Source organism: Wolbachia endosymbiont (group A) of Portevinia maculata, from assembly GCF_964028525.1.
GTDB lineage: Bacteria > Pseudomonadota > Alphaproteobacteria > Rickettsiales > Anaplasmataceae > Wolbachia.
Genome location: NZ_OZ034786.1, coordinates 1,211,627 through 1,230,136 on the forward strand (window position 1 = coordinate 1,211,627; position 18,510 = coordinate 1,230,136).

Annotated in this window: 12 protein-coding genes; 6 read left to right on the top strand and 6 right to left on the bottom strand. The window is 35.0% G+C overall.

Annotated elements, in window-relative coordinates; genetic code table 11:
* Window positions 1-742: 742 nt before the first annotated feature.
* Genes ABWU36_RS06015 through ABWU36_RS06040 form a run of 6 tightly spaced genes read right to left on the bottom strand, consistent with a single transcriptional unit; the run spans window position 743 to window position 6,808 of the window.
* Complete coding sequence (locus ABWU36_RS06015) at window positions 743-2,845, bottom strand: AAA family ATPase (protein WP_353273146.1); 2,103 nt, start codon at window positions 2,843-2,845, stop codon at window positions 743-745.
* Between the two features lie 42 nt (window positions 2,846-2,887).
* A complete protein-coding gene (locus tag ABWU36_RS06020) occupies window positions 2,888-4,102 on the bottom strand; it encodes an AAA family ATPase (RefSeq protein WP_353273147.1) in 1,215 nt (404 codons plus the stop codon).
* Entirely contained in the window at window positions 4,099-4,602 is a 504-nt protein-coding gene (locus tag ABWU36_RS06025; protein WP_353273148.1) for a hypothetical protein, read from the bottom strand. The genes ABWU36_RS06020 and ABWU36_RS06025 overlap by 4 nt, the downstream gene beginning before the upstream one ends.
* Window positions 4,603-4,633: 31 nt before the next feature.
* Window positions 4,634-5,440: an AAA family ATPase gene (locus tag ABWU36_RS06030; protein WP_353273149.1), complete on the bottom strand. Its 807-nt coding sequence runs from the start codon at window positions 5,438-5,440 to the stop codon at window positions 4,634-4,636.
* A gap of 23 nt (window positions 5,441-5,463) precedes the next feature.
* Window positions 5,464-6,267: an ATP-binding protein gene (locus ABWU36_RS06035; protein WP_353273150.1), complete on the bottom strand. Its 804-nt coding sequence runs from the start codon at window positions 6,265-6,267 to the stop codon at window positions 5,464-5,466.
* Window positions 6,268-6,319: 52 nt separating this feature from the next.
* A complete protein-coding gene (locus ABWU36_RS06040; protein WP_017532023.1) occupies window positions 6,320-6,808 on the bottom strand; it encodes a sigma-70 family RNA polymerase sigma factor in 489 nt (162 codons plus the stop codon).
* A gap of 251 nt (window positions 6,809-7,059) precedes the next feature.
* Between ABWU36_RS06040 and ABWU36_RS06045 the strand changes: the two genes are divergently transcribed.
* Genes ABWU36_RS06045 through ABWU36_RS06070 form a run of 6 tightly spaced genes read left to right on the top strand, consistent with a single transcriptional unit; the run spans window position 7,060 to window position 18,507 of the window.
* A complete protein-coding gene (locus ABWU36_RS06045; protein ID WP_353273151.1) occupies window positions 7,060-7,734 on the top strand; it encodes a hypothetical protein in 675 nt (224 codons plus the stop codon).
* Between the two features lie 7 nt (window positions 7,735-7,741).
* Entirely contained in the window at window positions 7,742-8,056 is a 315-nt protein-coding gene (locus ABWU36_RS06050) for a hypothetical protein (RefSeq protein ID WP_353273152.1), read from the top strand.
* 17 nt (window positions 8,057-8,073) lie between these two features.
* Window positions 8,074-12,042 (top strand): neuraminidase-like domain-containing protein, encoded by a 3,969-nt coding sequence (locus ABWU36_RS06055; protein ID WP_353273153.1) that lies wholly within the window; start codon window positions 8,074-8,076, stop codon window positions 12,040-12,042.
* A gap of 56 nt (window positions 12,043-12,098) precedes the next feature.
* Window positions 12,099-15,365, top strand: a complete 3,267-nt coding sequence (locus ABWU36_RS06060) for a hypothetical protein (RefSeq protein WP_353273154.1) — start codon at window positions 12,099-12,101, stop codon at window positions 15,363-15,365.
* Complete coding sequence (locus tag ABWU36_RS06065; protein ID WP_353273155.1) at window positions 15,365-17,293, top strand: DUF4815 domain-containing protein; 1,929 nt, start codon at window positions 15,365-15,367, stop codon at window positions 17,291-17,293. The genes ABWU36_RS06060 and ABWU36_RS06065 overlap by 1 nt, the downstream gene beginning before the upstream one ends.
* Window positions 17,294-17,313: 20 nt before the next feature.
* Window positions 17,314-18,507 (top strand): hypothetical protein, encoded by a 1,194-nt coding sequence (locus ABWU36_RS06070; protein WP_353273156.1) that lies wholly within the window; start codon window positions 17,314-17,316, stop codon window positions 18,505-18,507.
* Window positions 18,508-18,510: the final 3 nt, after the last annotated feature.

Here is an 18,510-nt window from a genome sequence, read left to right on the forward strand (position 1 = left end):
GAATTTTTCTTCAACTGCTTCTGTGCTAAGTGACATCTAATCACAATAGATATATTACATACTACTAATATGTAATATATTATATATATAAAGGAATCTGCCATTCTGCCAACTTGCTCAAATCAGCCATAGAAGGGAACTTTGGAACATATTTCAAGTTGGCAACTTTCTGCCATTCTACCAACTTATTACTTTTTCTAAGCTACTGATTTTCTTATATTTTTATCAATTTTAAGTTGGTAGAATGGCAGATTCTTCAGTTTGCCAACTTGCCAACTTAATATATAATTCTACTATCTCCTTTTGCAATGTTATACATTTCTTGGTTTTTAGCTGTTAACTGCATTTGGTAAAAGATAATAATTTGGAAATTTTTGGTATAATCTGTGCTCCTAGGTCCTGATCTTTCTCAAGCAGCTCATTGAAATAGTATTTTCTCTCCTCTCTTTAATTCCTTAGTCCTACTATATTCAAATTTTCAGATATTTTTAAAAGGCTTGCCAGACATGTTTATATCTGTTCTATAATTATCTTTTTAGCATTTGTATTTACTTTGCTATTTTGTTGAATGGGTATTTACTTCCAAAAAATTTTTGTTTCAGACCCCTAATTTGTTTGCTATCTATAAAGAGGCTATTTGCTTCTTTAGCTTTCCTATAGATGTTATCTATAATGAAGATTGAGTAACATTATATTTTCATTATACTAATAATAATTAACATTGTATATTATCTTTCCCATATTATTTCTCAGAGTTATGTAAGACCCATACATCCCTATTTTCCACAGGTAGAGTCGCTCCATTGTTTGGTACAAGATAGTAATCTGGTTTTACCAATACATACTGATTTTCAGCAATTTTTAGCTCCATGTCTTTTACACATAGGTAACCATGCTTCGATCTTGTGTTTGATAATCCATATTCATCACACTTCTTGAAAAATTTTATATGACCTATCATTGCAAGATTACTAATTCTTTCACGAATGCTACGATCACTACCAAGTCCGAACTTTCCTTCAAAACACTTTGCAAAGCTAGCTGCAGTATATACTTCTCCTCTATACGCTTCATTAGAGATTAACTCTAAAATTATATCACATCTTCTTAGACGTTCTAAATCCAATTTAGTATTATAGCTAGACCTTACTATTCTTTCTGAATTTAATGTATCATCAGATTGTAAAAACGCACCGTTATGCCAATAAAATGAAATCTTTTCTTCGTTAGATGCAGAATAATTTGACTTCTTACGGCAAAGTACTCGTTCATTACCAGAAGCATCAGCTTTATCTGGCTTTGACAAGTACCAACGAGATCTTACTGTATTATTCCACGCAGTTGAACCACCTGTACCTGTTTTACGTATTATTCCTGAATCAGAAGGATGAGCACATAATAATACAGCTCCTTTTATTACTTTCACTATTTTTCCACAACAACTTTGAATAAATTGTCTCACATGAGAGCGATTGTTTTCATTGCCACCAAATAAGTCTGCTGCTGTATCTAAAACTACTAGCTTTGGTTGAAACAATTTAATATCTTCAAGTAATTCTTCAAAGCAATGAGTTAATTTACCTATATCTTTGTTATCAAATACCATGAGTAGATTATCTTTCCACACTCTCGATAAAAAGCCAATATTATCATGAAAGTCACAGGATTCCATATCTAACTGATATAATCTATTTATAGCACACTGTCTTCGCCACAGCTCTTCTGTATCATCTTCACAAAATACACCATATGTCTTCATCTGCTCAATTTCCATTCCCAACCAAGATTTACCTGTGCTCGCTGCTGTCATTAGTTGTTGAGCAAGTAGAGACTTTCCCATACCACCATCACCGTAGAGAGCCGTAACACTTCCAATAGGAAGCCAATCTTTAACAATCCATTCTCTTTCTGGAGCAATATTAGCCCAAGCTCTGGTATCTATTCTCAACGATTTTTTTGAAGGAGCCTTTTTTGTACTAAGGATGAACTCTTCAACATTTATACCTTCTTTCACGCAATCAGCAGCGTCCCAACCCTTTGGTTTATCTTTAGGTATTTCCAAAATGCAAAGTTCTTCAACTCCAAGACAAGTAAGTTTCATAGCAGATTTTTCAGCGTATTTCTTACCTGGTTCATCATTATCTGGCCAAATAATAACATGTTTACCTTTGAGTGGTGTCCAATCTGTTTTATTTGGGTCTGCATTTGCTCCAGACATTGCAGTTGTGGCAGTAATACCTTGCTCTATGAGAGCATTTGCACACTTTTCCCCTTCTACAAGAATAATTTTATCGGACTTTAAAATACCTGGAATATTATATAGTGGCCTTATCTCTGGTACACTAAAGGTGGATTTTTTGATATCAAAAGGAAGATATCTCTTTCTACTATCATCATCATGACGATATACTCTAACAATAGCTTGGCCGTTTTCATCGTAATAATCCCAATATGCAGTTGGATTACCTGCAGTTTTGTCAGTTTTGAGCTTTTTAAAATGACCAAGCCATTCAGCTATAGAGTCCATTACTTCAGTAAACTCTGTTCTCGTACTTTTTCTATGCACTTCTGCCCAAAGATCAATTATATCTCCACCTTCTTTTGTTGCAAAATCGTGCCATAGTCCAGCTTCACTACCACTTAATTCTACTACTAGACTCTTTCCTTTATCACCTTGTACATTGCCTACATAAAACTTATCACCACGAAATATCCCTCTTGGTAATAGATATGAAAGGCATGATCTGATATTTAACAAAAGCTGAGCTTTTAGCTGTTCTTTTTCTACTAACGGTTTGTAATGTCCATGTGGTGCTGCTGTATTAAAATCACAATAGATATCCATAAAATTCCCCAATATATTTAAAATTTAACTTATGAAATTCAACTAAGCTGTTTTCCAGTGTCCGTTAACTTCACTGATGAATTTTGTTGGTATGGGTCTTCCATTTTTGAGTTCATACATTACTTGCAGAACATTTCTATGCTGACTAGGTTTAAATATTACTACTCCAGATGTATATAAACTTCTTAAAACATTATCACCACTCAATGCTTGAAATGGATTCTTTTTTAACGTAGTTGTGGATACTTTTTTGGTATAATGTGTAAAGATTACTCCGGCCATAGGATTAGTTATAGAACGTAGTTTATCAACATCATTTTTCAGAAAAGAGATCATACTCCTATAATCAAAAAGAGAATCTATCACTATAACGTCAACTGTTTTTACATCGAGATTTTCGTACATAATTTCTTTTATTTCTTCCACATTCAAGGTTAGTTTTATTTTTTGAGTGATGACTAAGTTTTCTGTCCCTGCATCAAGGGTTTTCTTTCTGATTCTTAGCTTCTGTAAGCGCTCTCTTATGTAATCATATTCCATTTCATTCTGTAGATAGAATATCTTAAGTGGCTTTGCAGGCTTCATACCAAGAAATGATACTCCAGCAGCTAAATGTACTAACATGGAAAGAAGAAAATTACTTTTTCCGATTTTGGGAGTTCCACCTATGACCAAAAGACCGCCTGGAGTTAATATTCTTGGCCCTATTATATCTTTTGGCATTGGTGATTTATCATTTAAGTAGTGTCTTACAGAAAATGCTTTTTCTCCATTGTTTTGTAACGTGGAATTTTTTTTAGCGTTCAACCACTTTTTGGCAGAATCTATGTTACCTTCAACTAAAGTCCAAAGACTGAGTATGTCTCCCTTCTTTTCTTTATAAATGTCATTCCAATTTCCTGCTTTCTCTCCTTTTATTTCAACTATTATCTTATCTTTACCTAAATTTGCCAGATAGAACCTATCTTGATAAAATTCTCCACCCGGAAGTAAGTAAGATACACATTCTTTTATGTTATCAATTAACAATGATTTAATCTCTTTTTGAGATGAAAAACCCATAAAATTTCCCTCCTTTTTAATCAACATATTCTTTAAACGTTTAGAGTCCAGATTGGCGAGTTCACAAACAGTTTCAAAGGATCGTGATCGAATCCATTTACAAGCCTCTTTTTTAAGTTTTAGGTTCCTTCCTGCTGCATCCTGAAGAGCTCTAGTAATAACAGCAGCCCATAACTTTCCTTCGTCGTACTTCAAAATGGTAACCAGTCAGATTCAATACCATTGTTTTGTTCTGGAGTAACAACTGTAGCAATTCTGTTTCTATCTCCGTATCTACTGTCGGCTTCAATACCAACTTTTGCAGTAAACTCTAACCCGTTAAAATCAGCTATAGAGTTGATTTTTCTAGCAATCACTGCTTTTTCTGAAGTGTCATTTGCATGAATGTTCCGTGCTGACTCTAAAATACTTCTAAGCATAGAACGACCAGATTCTCCCCAAGTATCTTCTCCTTCAACTCTTGCTTTGCCACTTTTAATACCAATTACTTGAAAAATCTTGCGTTTTGCATATGGACCTTCAGTGACAGTAAATTCAACGTTTAAATAGATGCTGCCAGTAGTGTAGCTTTTAGTGAACCAATTTTCATAACCTCCTGGTTTAATTGCCATTTTTACCTTGACTATTGTACCTTTTGGTATTAAATTACTTTGTAATTTTGCAGTATTAAAATCAGTTAAAAAATCTGTTAGCATATTGTTCCCTATAAATTAAGTAAAAAAAGAATCAACTCCATTGGTCTACAAGTTTCCAACGACCATTTATCTTATCAACAAGCTTACTTGCTACACGTTCACCATTACGAAGCTCAAATACTATTTGACGGACAGTGCTTTCCTCATCATGAGCAAACATCACCATGCCAGTGCTATAAAATCCACGTAAAGATCCAGCACCGCTTAGGCCTTGAAATGGATCTTCTTCCAGCATCTTTTTGGAAAGTTTTTTTGTGTGGTGAGTGAGGATTATACCTGCATCTGGATTAATAATGTTCCTCAGTCTTTCAAGCGTTTTTTGCAAAAAGAATAGCATAGCGCTGTTGTCATTTTCATTACCATATTCACTTGAGTTGAAGATGTTGCGAAGAGGATCGACGGCGATAATATCAGGTTTGAAACGCTCTTTGACAACATTTTTAATTTCATCTATTTCTTCACTACTAAATGATAATTGCACTCTTGGCGTGATAATTAAGTTATTGGCAGCTACATTCAAAAGTTCGTTATCCAGTTGAAGTTGTTGCAACCGTTCTTTCATATATTCATACTCAATTTCAGTTTGCATGTAGAAAATTTTCAAAGGTCTACTTGGTGTCATACCAAGAAATGATCTACCAGCAGCCATGTAAACAAGCCAAGAGATCAAAAAGTCGCTTTTGCCAATCTTAGGAGGGCCACCCAGTACCAATAAGCCTCTTTTTGTTAAAATTCTTGGTGAGATTATATCTTCTGGTATTGGCGATTGATCATTCAAGTATTCTTTCACACTGAAAAAGGGAATTTTTTGACCGATATTGAAAAAGCTTTGTTCCATAATAATTATTCTCCAATTTTTAATTAAGCAATAGGAGCCAAAGTTTTGGCTTTAATTTTCGCAAGCAATTTACCAAGATGCGGTTCTTCAACCATATTCAGGCAGCCACTTCGATCTTTAGCTGGATATCCCCAAGAGTTAATAGTTTGACAGACAAATAAACGTTTCTCTGTACCATCATCTTTCTTGATTCCAACCATACTAATTACTTCATCAACAATACCTGGAATTTCACTAGCAGTTTTTGCTCCTTCACATTGAGGAAGCCAGGTTGAGCGATTGCAATCATCAAGATATTGGCCTAATGTGCCAACTATGATGATGTCTTTATCTCCGATGTGTTGAAATTGATTGAGCCATGCCATCATCTCTTGCGCAAGTATTCCGTAAGCAGCTCTCATGTCTTGCTTTCCACTTCTCTCAGAAAAAGCTTCCGGTTGCATTTTTGCCCATAAGAGACAAAGACGTGATGCTACAGTGATGCTATCAATAAAAATACATCGATATTTAGAAAACTCTTCATTGTATTTACTTGATACGTGCTCATAGTGTCTTTGGCTATACGCTTGATCAGATTTTAGTGCAGGGTTCGGACCACCAATTAGGCAGGCAATATCCCGAGCTTGATTCCAAGTACGAACACTAATTGAATCTCCCTGCCAATCTTGAACAGCAAGCAGACCTGCTTCAAAGTCAAGACATAGTGTTGGTTCACTTATAGTCTTTAAGAGACTGGTTTTACCAATACCGTAAGGACCAAAAATTACTACTTTTATGCCTGTAGTTGTTTTCAATCTTTCATTATTGTTTAAAATTTTAAAAGTCATTTATTCACCTCAATGGTATATGTTATATATTCAGGAAAGGTAGAATTTATGTTCAATTTTTCTTTTTGCTCTTGTAGTAGATGGAAGAGAGTTTTATACGTATTTTTCTTACCATAGTATTTAAAGTAGTTCTTGATATGTTGTTCATCTTAGCAACTTCATATAAGTTAAAGTACTTGAGTTGTTCGCATATCTTTTGCATCTTTCTTGGTAGCGTTGAAATCATGTAATCTACATCAGTACGTTTCGCTACTTCATCTTCAAAAGCTTCTGTTTTCTCAATATTGACATAGTTATTAATATTGCGCTTCATACATAGTTGTTTCTCCAATAAGTTATTGGCACGACGTTCAGTTAATCTTGCTACAAAAGTGTTAAAGCTACCTTTACTTTCATCATATCTATCAAGATAAGTCCAAATTTCACAGAAAAGTTCTTGCTCAAGATCTTCATGAGTTTCATGAGCAAAGCATTCAAAAAGTTTTAATCTCTTAGCTTGATAACGTATATTTTGAACAACTATGGCAGTTTTTAGTTTCATAACTTTTCCCTAAAACAATTAATGCTTTAAGGATGAGAACTTATAGGTGCACTTTGTAGGACAGGAGCAAAAATAAATAATACAGATGCAATTTTTAACCTATTGATATTCTATTGTTTTTTTTCGAGAATAATACAGTTCGATTTTTAAATAATACTGCAACAAAAAATTAGGCAAAAATTCATTTTTTTTGGACAAAAATTTTCCAAATCCTGAATATATATTATATAAGCCTTTCAAACTCATCACAGGTGTCAATTCTTACACAATCAGGAAGAGCAGCAATAGCAGCCAGCATAAAAAAGCAATCTATCCATCTTGCTTGGGGAACAGGTGATTCAAGCTCTGGAAATAGCCATCAGGTCGAAAAAGTTTTTGTTGAGGGTGAAATAGCTCTAGATCACCACACTATTAAAGATGTAAGGGTTTTTACAGGACAAACAACTTATCAGCCAAGTATAGATTATATAGTTGATAGCAGTACTGGTGTTATTCAGCGTACAGAAAACAGCTCTATTGTAGAGAGTAGTACAGTTACTATAGAGTACGTTCAAAGCACACCACCGGAGCCTATTACTTCTCAAAAACTACTCAATGAACTTGGCAGATGTACTGCAGACGAAGTGCTATTCTGCACAGGTGATGAGAATGGAGAGCTTTTGACCCCTTCTGGAAGGTTTAGACCCTCAAATGTACCAACCAATAATCTTTTTCTCAAATTCACTTTCGATTTCACGGACGCAGCAAATCAAGTGATAAGGGAATTAGGGGTTATGGTTGGTACTAAAGTAAAACCTATAGGACAGAGATATTTTGAACCAAAAGACGTGGAAAATCCTGGAATCTTATTAGTTTTAGAACACACCGTACCACTTATCAGAACTGCAGCAACCCGGGAAACATTTGCCTTTGTAGTAACATTTTAAAAAATTTATGAAAGGAGAAAAAGAAATGACAAATGATGCGCTTATTCGTTTACAGAAGATGGGACTTGATGATTCCACTGCTGAGCAGCTACTGAGTTTTAAAGACGATGAAAACTTCTTATATGACTCAGTGTTTAAAATTACTGACTTATCCGAGAATAGGTTTGTTGAAGTAGTAAAAGATACATTTTTAGAAAGCACGGCACGGGATATCTACCAAAAAGCTGTAACCAGAAAGAAGTTTATTTCAGTTTATGTAGCAAATGCTAAGAAAATTTCTGAGCCTCACTATCGAGCTCAACGCTGCTGCAACATACATTAAAATTTATAGGGGAGAACATGCATATACCAAAAATCTTTAATACTGATGATTACAATCAGTGTGAAAGTTGCCAATCAGTACTAAGTCCAGCAGCTTATCTGGTTAAGTTATTGGAAATAGTTAATAAATATATTTGCCCACCTGAATTACTTAAAAAACGTCGTCCAGATCTCTACGACATAAAACTAGATTGCGACAATACTAACAAAGAGAAGTTATATCTTGAAATCGTAAATGAGATAATAGAGGAAAAGCTAAAGCATGATCTTGGAGATGATGTTCTAAGTAAACTTGCAACTGCCAAATATCCTTTTAATCTTCCAGCAAATTTTCCGCTAATGAGTATACGTGCTTACCTTAAGAAACATAAGACGAGCTTAGCAGAGATATATAAAATGCTCATTGAAAATGCTGACACTGATGCAGAGTTTTTAGGTCTTTCTCCAGAAGAATATGAAGTAATTACGTCTGATAATGAAACAGAAGCTTATTTAAAAGAAGTATATGGAATAACAGAAATAAATCAATTGAACAATGTTGATAAGTTTATCGTACAAACAGGTATAGAACACGATAAACTTCAGTCATTACTTGATAGCTATAATAAAATTAAAGGTTCAATAATACTTGCCGTTATAGAACAAACTATAGATGAGCACAAAAAACAAATTATAGATAACCTTGATAACCAAGCACTAAGCTTTCTACATCGCTTTATTCGTTTAGCAAACAAACTCAACTGGTCATTTGACGAGTTAACTCAAGCACTAAGTGAGGGTAAAATTGATCAGAAAAAAATAGCAAAGATTAAAAATCTACATGAAAAATTTCAACAACCTTTAGCTAAAATATTTGCATTGTGCGCTGACAATTTACCAGAGAGCGTGTCAAATAAAATTGACAACCTACCAGAATTTAAAGCACTTCTAAATCAAAAAAGCCTCAAAGATTTAGCTGCCACAGCAAGTAATTATAGTGCATTACAAAATATTTTAGGAGTAAATAGTAATGAATTAACTTCTTTGATTAACTACCACAACGGTACAAAAGTATTCAAGGAAGAAATTTTAGAAGTATACAAAGAAGTTCTGCTTGCAAGACTAATAAACATACCAATATCAGAACTCTTGTCACAATTAAAGATAGAAGGAGTAAATCAAGAGAAGGTAGTTGAATTTAACGATTGGCTAAAGAAACATACAATTACCACTGAACAAATAATCAGATTAATTAATCCTGCTTCAAGTAAGCAACTTGCAGAACAATTGCACAATTCAGTACAAGGAGTAAAAGATCAGCAAAGTTTCTATAACGAGGTGTATAAGTTTGTAGGTAATATTCAACCTGAAATACTAGATGCTATTTATACATTTACTGCTGATCCAGAGAATCCGCAATCATTTTCAGACAGAGGATTTTTAGAAAAGTTCCTTCATAACGTAGATGTATTTTCAACGCTAAAATTTGAAGTAGAGGGTATTACAAGTTACAAAAGCGCCTATGGAGGACAAGGAACCTGGTCAATTGAGCAAATCAAGACTTTAGCAAACTATAGAACACTAAAGGGATTATATTCTAAGTTGCCAGAATACATAAGCTGGCTATATGGAAATGACTACAAAAGTGACAAAATAATAGAAAAAATGGTTCAGCTAACTGGTTGGAATGAAGATACACTCGAAGCTATTAAAAAAGTCGAAGTATTTAAGCAATGCTTTGGCAAGCAAGATCCAGTGAATTCTTTGATGAGAATTAAATCTGTTATGGATATCACAGGAATCAACGTCAAAGTTCTACTAAAGCTCAAGGATTTATATAATTTAACAGCAGATGAATGGAATAAATATACAGATGTTGCTGGAGATTTAGAGCTCATTACTGAAAAAGATGAAGGGCATTTAGCAAGTGAAAAACGGGATATTCTTGCAAGGTACATGATACATATCAATCCAGACCTAAAAAACATGAGGGATCTCTATGGGTTCTTGCTGATAGATGTTGAAATGAGTGAATGTTCAAAGATTTCGCCGATTAAAGCAGCACTAAATAGTATTCAGCTATACATTCATCGTGCTATGATGAAGATAGAAGAAGGTGTAGAGGTTGATAAAGACTTTACTGAAGAAAAATGGAAATGGCTATCTAGTTATCGAGAATGGGAAGCAAGTAATAAGATAAAATTATATCCAGAAAACTACTTAAACCCAACTTTACGTAAAGTTATAACTCCAGAGTACAAAAAGCTACAAAATACCTTAATGCAGGGAAATATCACTGATGAAGGAGTAAGTGATGCATACATGAAGTATTTTGAAGATTTTGAACAAGTGACTAGCTTAAAGATAGTTGATAGTTGTTTTGAAAGAGTAGAAGGAAAAAATACTTTATATGTTATTGGTCGCACCCTTGCCCAACCCTATGATTATTATTACCGCACAGCAATATTTGATGAAGAAAACCAAAATATCCTCTACTGGACTGCCTGGGAGAAAATAGAAGCATCGATTCCAGTTGAGACAGTTACTCCAATATATGCGTTCAACAGATTATTTATATTTTGGGTCCAGCAAATTGAAAAAGGGAAAGATAACGAAAAAAGAGTTGATGCAACGATTAATTATATCTTTCAAAAGCCAAGTGGTAGTTGGACAGCACCACAAAAGCTTGCAAGTGATATTAAAATAGATCCAGTTGATGAAGCAAAAAAATTATACTGGAAGAAAGTAGCAGTTTTTTATCTAAAAGAACAAGGTGGAGAAGAAAGACGGATTGTAGTTATTATAGGTGAAACAAAGTTTGATAGTGAAAGCCCGTCTAATCTATTTACTCTTGATGAAGATTTAGTTGCTAATAAAAGCCCGCAAGGAATGTTTATTAATAACTTTACTTATAAAACTTGTACTGTTGACTTAAAGAAAAAATTCGATCCTTTACCTTTTTCATCAAAAGCTGTCATTGGTAATAAAGTTATTTTCTTCGGGGGTAAAATTGATGATGATCAATACTCTTCACAAGTAAATATTTATGACAATGAAACAGGAGAATGGTCACCCCATACTGTTGGTGAAGGGCGAATTTTTGTACCAGTAGCAGTAGTCGGCAAGAAAGCTATTTTCTTTGGAGGTGATAAAGGTAATGGTCAATCCGCACAAATAGATATTTATGATGACGAAACTAAAGGATGGACAAGTTGCCTTATGAAAGGCAGGCCAGGGTATAGATCAGATGTTGCAATAGTCGGCAAGAAAGCCATTTTCTTTTGTGACAGTGGCTCTCCACAAATAGATATCTATGATGATGAAGCAATTGGTGAAAAGTGGACAACTCATACTGCCAGTGAAGCACGGCACAATCCAGCAATTGCAGTGGTTGGCAAGAAGGCTATTTTCTTTGGGGGTGAGAAATTTTATAACCTCTCTCCAAAAGTAGATATCTATGACGCTGAAACAGGAGGGTGGGCACCTCATATTACTAGTGAAGCAAGAAAAGAGGCGGCAGTAGCAGTAGTCGGCAAGAAGGCTATTTTCTTTGGGGGTATGGGGAAACGTGGATATTCTGCACAGATAGATATTTATGATGATGAGAAAAAACAGTGGACAACTAGTACTGCCAGTAAAGCACGATATATGGTAGCAGTTGCAGTAGTCGGTAAAAAAGCTATTTTCTTTAGTGGTGATGCAGGTGATATTAGTGTTTATGATCATCCATCACAAATAGACATTTATGATGACGAGGCTGATAAAGGTAAAGAGTGGACTACTCATACCATTAGTAAAAAACGAACATATGTAGCGGTAGCAGTAGTGGGCAAGAAAGCTATTTTCTTTGGGGGTTTAGGTTTAGGTTCTAAAAAAATAGATATCTATAATGATGAAACCAAAAGTTGGGCAACCCGTGACGGTGGCCAAGAGAGCACAACCTTCCAAAAAAGTGTAGTAGTGGGCAGAAGGCTATTTTCTTTAACAAATTTGATGCTTCAAGAATAGATATTTATGATGACGAAACTGATACATGGACAGCTAGAACTACTAAAGTTAAACATTTGTATAGCCATATTATTCAAGGCAATAAATTAACGTTCATTGGCTCTGATGAAAACAAAAATATGTTAAAGTATGAAATACTAGTAGATAAGATCCAGTATTCATCTTATGATGCAATTAAGGATAGTGATAGTAAGCTTAATTTAGGAGAAACCAAAAACATCTTTGAGACCAATGTTACCAATAAAGATGGTAATGCTACACTTTTATATGAAAATGACTCTACTAAGCAATTAATATTGTTAGATGATTTTAAAAAATCCCTAGCACACCAAGTAATAAATAAGCCAGGATGGTTTATTGTTGAAGGTAACTTAGAGCGTGAAAATATTCGTGAATCTTTCTTGCTTTTACCTAAAGATTACAACTTATCTGCAATTAGTGAGCAATCAACTTATAAGATAAATAAGGATAAACTTGAGTTTGAATATATTGGCGAAACTCAAAAATCTAGCTTTCAAGATACGAAATTTTCCTTCATCAGATTAAACATCACTGGCAATGTGCGTGATTTACGTCAAAAAGCTTATGCTGGAGGGCCAAAAAGTATTTTAACTCTAAAATCACAGAAAATAGAACAACTTAAATTCAAAAGATTTAACCCAACGAATAGTGTTGTTCATTGTCCAAGTGATCTTTTAGATTTTAGTGGTGCCTATGGTCTTTATCTGTGGGAGATATTCTTCCACATTCCAATGCTGGTTGCTTGGCATTTGCACAAAGAGCAAGATTTTGCTACAGCAAGAAAATGGTATCAATATATCTTCAACCCTACCAATGATAAAGCATGGCAGTTTTTGCCTTTTGAAGCACATAATGGTGATAATATTGTTGAGTCGCTAAGTGATACACAAACTGCTATAGAATTAGCAATTGATCCATTTGACCCATACACCATTGCAAAACAACATGTAACTTCATTTGAAAAGTACATCATCATATCTTACGTAAACAATCTCATCGATTGGGGAGATATGCTCTTTGCTAAAGGATCATGGGAAGCATTAAATCAAGCTACGATGTTATACATTAGAGCTTGGGATTTACTTGGCCCAAAACCTATTAAAAAAGGAAATTTTTCAGTTCAGCCTCAATCCTTCAATGAATTAAAACAGCATGATTTATTGCAACTGGAAACAGAACTACCCTCTGGTTCACAACCTGAAGTTCAATCTGATGAAGCTCATGATCTTATCAAATACAGCAATTACTTCTGCACGCCTGAAAACAAGAGCTTTATTGGTCTTTGGGATAAAGTTGAAGATCGTTTATACAAGATAAGACATTGTTTAAATATGGGAGGCAAAAAAGCAGTACCGCCTTTATTCCAGCCACCGCTTAATCCTAAGCAACTATCAGCAGTAACTGGAGGCCATTCTGTAGAATTACCACAAATACACCTACCACATTATCGATTCAGTCAGATGGTGAGTTATGCAAAATCAATAGTTGAAACTGTGATGCAATTTGGCTCAGAGTTACTAGATGTTTTGGAAAAGAGAGATGCTGAATCATTAACTATTTTTTACAACAAACAAGAAGGAATAATCAGTAATTTAATCTCATCGATTAAAGAAAGGACCATAGAAGCCTTAAAGAAAGAAAAAGATGCACTAAGTGCAAGTTTAAATAATGCTGAGGAGTGTAGATTACATTATGACAATTTAATGAATTCTAGTGCATTTGACTTTTTCCAATTTATTGGTGATTTACTTTCTGGTGGATCGTTGACTGGTTTGTCGTCTCTTGAATATAAGGGAGTGGATTTACACGCTGGAGCAATTGCAGCTCGTGCAGGAGCGTCCGGTATATTTGGAGCTGCAGCATTAACCCATTGGTCACCTACAATATTTGGTTTTTCTAATGGTGGCTTTCACCCTGGTTTTTCTGTGGAAGCAGGAGCAAGCTCTTTCACTACTACAGCAGATACCATAAGAGAAAGTGCTGAGTTATGTAATATTATGGCAAGTTATCAAAGACGTGCTGAGGATTGGGATTTACAGAAAAAGCTAGCTACCTGTGATGTGAAGCAGATTAATCATACAATAGAGGCTAATCAAATTAACCAAGCTATTGCTGAGCAAGAATTAAAAGTACATCAAGAGTCAATCAAGCAAAACCAGGAAAAAAGAGAATTCTTCGAAAGTAAGTTTACAAGTAAAGAGCTCTATGACTGGATGAAAGGACAAATAGCGATAATATATTTCCAAGCTTATAAGATGGCCTTGGAGATGGTAAAACAGGTGGAAAAAACTTATCAGTATGAGTTGAATAATGATAGAGTATTTATTACAGCAAGCTCTTGGAATAGCTTAAAAGAAGGATTACTTGCAGGTCATAGTTTAAAATTTGCTCTTGAGCAGATGACTAAAGAGTATCTTGATAATAATGAGAGAGCTTTGGAGATTACTAAAACAATGCCTTTAAGTCCTATTGCAATCAATGACTTAAAAACAAAAGGAAGCTGTAAGTTTGCATTAACAGAAAAGATGTTTGATCTTGACTTTCCAGGTCATTATTGCCGTAAGATCAAGAGTATAAGGATCACTATTAGAGCAGAAGTTGCTCCTTATCAGGATATTCATGCTACTTTGCAGCAAACAGGCAACAGAGTAGTACTTAAACCTGATATTGAGGCAATAAAATCATTACTTGGTGAAAATGATGAATCAAATGAGTCGATAAGGGTAAATTGGAAAACAGGTCAACAGATAGCAATATCAAAAGGAAACCAAGCAGACAGTGGATTATTTGAATTAAACTTCAATGATGAACGTTATCTACCATTTGAAGGTACAGGGGCGGTATCTGATTGGATTTTAGAGCTACCAAATGCTAAAAAGGTTTCTGATGTAATTATTCATCTTGATTACACAGCATTTAACGGTGGAAAAGAATTAAGTAATAAAGTAAAAGCTCTGCCAAAACTGAAGTACTATTATGATATGCTGGCAGTGAAGTTAAGCGAGTTTGATCAAGAAGAGTGGAAAAAATTTAAACAATCATCAGAGCTTAAGTTTAAACCTACTTTTCCCGCAGAGATTAAAAACCCAGAAATTGATTTAAGTTATAACGGTGTTTACCTCATACCAAAGATCTCAGATGAAAGTCAGGTGGATATAAAACTTGGTAGTAATATTTGGGATAGAAATACCCATAAAGTAACCGTAACTCAGCTAGAAAGTGATTGGGTTATAAAAGCAACTAATGCAGATAAAATAGAGGAGATTATGGTGATAATACCTTATAAGGCAGAGGTTAATTAATGACCTTAAGCAGCTATTACAACCGCTTTAATCCTGATAAAGAATACGAAAAAAGCTTGTTTCTTGCAGGAAGAGGTCTACAGTCAGCAGAACTAAACGAGACTCAGGAGTATGCTCTCTCTAAGCTTAAAGGCATAGGTGATGCAATATTTCGTGATGGTGATGTTATAACAGGAAGCAAGTGTATTATAGATAGAGAAACTGGTAAAGTTACGCTTGAATCAGGAAAAATCTATCTGCGCGGTGCAGTTAGAAAAGTTGAAAAAGAAGAATTTGTTATTCCACTGAGTACCACAGTTCGCATAGGTGTTTATTATGTAGAATCTACGATTACAGAACTTGAGGATGAAAACCTTCGTGATCCTGCTATTGGTAGAAGAAACTATCAGGAAGTAGGAGCTGCAAGGCTTAAAGTTTCCACCATTTGGGGTTATCAATATGAAGGTCTTTCTCCACGTTTTTCTGAAGGAGAGTTTTATCCAATTTACAATATTGAAAATGGAGTATTAATAGAACATTCACCGCCACCACAAGCAAACATAGTAACTACTGCTCTTGCTCGTTATGACAAAGAAGCAAATGGTTCCTACGTCGTAAATGGTCTTGAAGTAATGTTCCTGCAAAAGGAAGAGGGAGAAGGAGGAAAAAAAATATTTGTGATTAATGAGGGCAAAGCTCATGTTGATGGCTATGAGATTGAACTTCCTCACAGTATTCGTGTTTCTTTTGATGAAGATCCGGATATAAAATCAGTTGAATCAGAACCACATACTTTTCAGCCAAATAGCCAAAGAGTAATGGAACTGAAGGTTAATGATTTTCCAATAAGTGAAATTAAAAAAGTAGATATAACTGTTCAGAAAACCATTACTGTTACTCACGGTTCATATTCTGGAGCTATTGATCCGATACCTGATTCTGCAGTACTTGAGATTATTCAAGTTAAACAAGGTAATGTTATTTATGAAAATAGTATAGACTATAAGTTAAACGCAGGAAACGTCGATTGGTCATTACCTGGTAAAGAGCCAGCTCCTGGGAGTAGTTACCTAATAACCTATCGCTGCCGCACTCATGTAAGCCCTGAAGATATAAATGAAAAGGGATGTAAAGTAAAAGGAGCAGTTGATAACAGCTTGGTTTTGATAGATTATAGCTGGAAAATGCCACGCTTTGATTTAATTACTATCGATAGCAAAGGGGTGGTAAGAAGAATAAAAGGAATTTCCCACTCTTGGAGACCATCGATGCCAAAAGCGCCTAGCGGACAACTTTTGCTCTGCTACATTCATCAGACGTGGAAAAAAGGCGAAGGGGTAAAAATAGTGAATAATGCTATTCATGCTGTACCGATGAATGAGCTTGAAGCAATGAAAAAAGGAATAAATGATCTTTATGCGCTGGTTGCACAGGAACGTCTACGCAGTGATGCAAATTCAAGAGAACCTACCACCAAAAAAGGAGTATTTGTTGACCCATTCTTTGATGATGATATGCGTGATCAAGGAATTTCGCAGTCTGCAGCAATAGTAAATAGAGAGCTAGTTCTGCCAATAGATGTAGAAGTTGCAGATATTGAAAAAGGTGGGGAAAGATATCTTTTGCCTTATAAACTTGAACCGGTACTGGAGCAGCTTTTACAGACTAAAGGAGAAAAGATCAATCCATATCAAGCTTTTGATCCAGTCCCGGCACAAATTACTCTAAATAAAAACATTGATCACTGGACGGAGGTAAAAACAAATTGGAAAAGTCCAGTAACCAGAGTATTTAATGTTAAAGAAACGACAGAGCTGCTGTCAAGTACTTCATACGAAACTGAATTTATGAGAGAAGCAGTACAGAATTTTGAGATCGAAGGTTTTGAGCCAAGTGAGAAGCTTAAAGAGATAAAGTTTGATGGAATTTTTATTCAACCTAAAGCATAGAAAATATTTGAAAGAAAAACATGATCGCAACATTTATTGCTGATAACAGAGGAAAAATAAAAGGAAGATTTACTGTACCAAGAAACATTCCTGCTGGGACTAAGTTAGTGCAGTTCTTCGGTGATAAAGGCAGTTATGGAGAAGCAACTTATACTGGTAAAAAAACAATTACCATAGAGGAAAGAAGAAGAGTTATCGCAGCAAGAAGAGTTGATCCTTTAGCGCAAACATTTACGCTAAATGAAAGTAGGCACATAGGAGGCGTGGAGCTATGGTTTGTAAATAAAGGCAAAAAACGTGTTGTTGTGCAGATTAGAGAAACAGCAGTGGGAATGCCCTCGCAGACTGTCATTGCTGAAAGTTATATTGAGCCAAAAGATATAAAGATAGATGGCACAGCAACACGTATAGAGTGGTCACCAGTGTTTTGCCATGCAGGAGAGGAGTATGCAATAGTACTGCTTACTGATGATCCTGGTACTGCAGTAAAGATAGCAGAACTTGGCAAATATGATGCAGTAAATAGCCGTTGGGTAACAAGTCAGCCATATCAAGTAGGAGTATTACTTTCATCTAGCAACGCAAGTACTTGGACACCACATCAAAATTTAGATTTAACGTTTCGACTACTAGCTGCAAAATTTAGTGAAGTTTCTCATGTTGTTGATCTGGGCAAAGTTACTGTAAATAATGTATCAGATTTAATTGTTTTGACGAACGTCGAAAAAGTAGCATTTGATACCAATGTAGAATTTATCTTAACAGATGAAGAGGGAAGAGAAAACTTTTTGTCTGATAATTTGCCGCTTGCACTGCGTGAAAGAATAAATGGGGAATTAACGGTAAAAGCAAGCCTAAAAGGAGGGCGAGAAAAAAGTCCAGTGCTATATCCTGGGTTACAGTTAGTTATGGGTAATATAGGGGAAAAAGGAGATTATGTAACTAGGAGCATTACAGCAGGAGCTAACACTAAGATTACCATAACATATGATGCGCTAATACCTGGCACTGCAGATGTAAAAGCATATGTGCAAAAAAATGTAGATTGGCAATTAGTAAATTTAACATCAGGAAAACCAATTGGAGAAAATTGGGTAGAGAGAGTCCACATACTGACAAACTTTAATGGCAATGAGACAAGGATAAAATTGGTTTTAAGTGGAACAGTTGTCTATCGTCCTAAAGTCAAAAATTTGCGAGTGATTATTACTTGAATC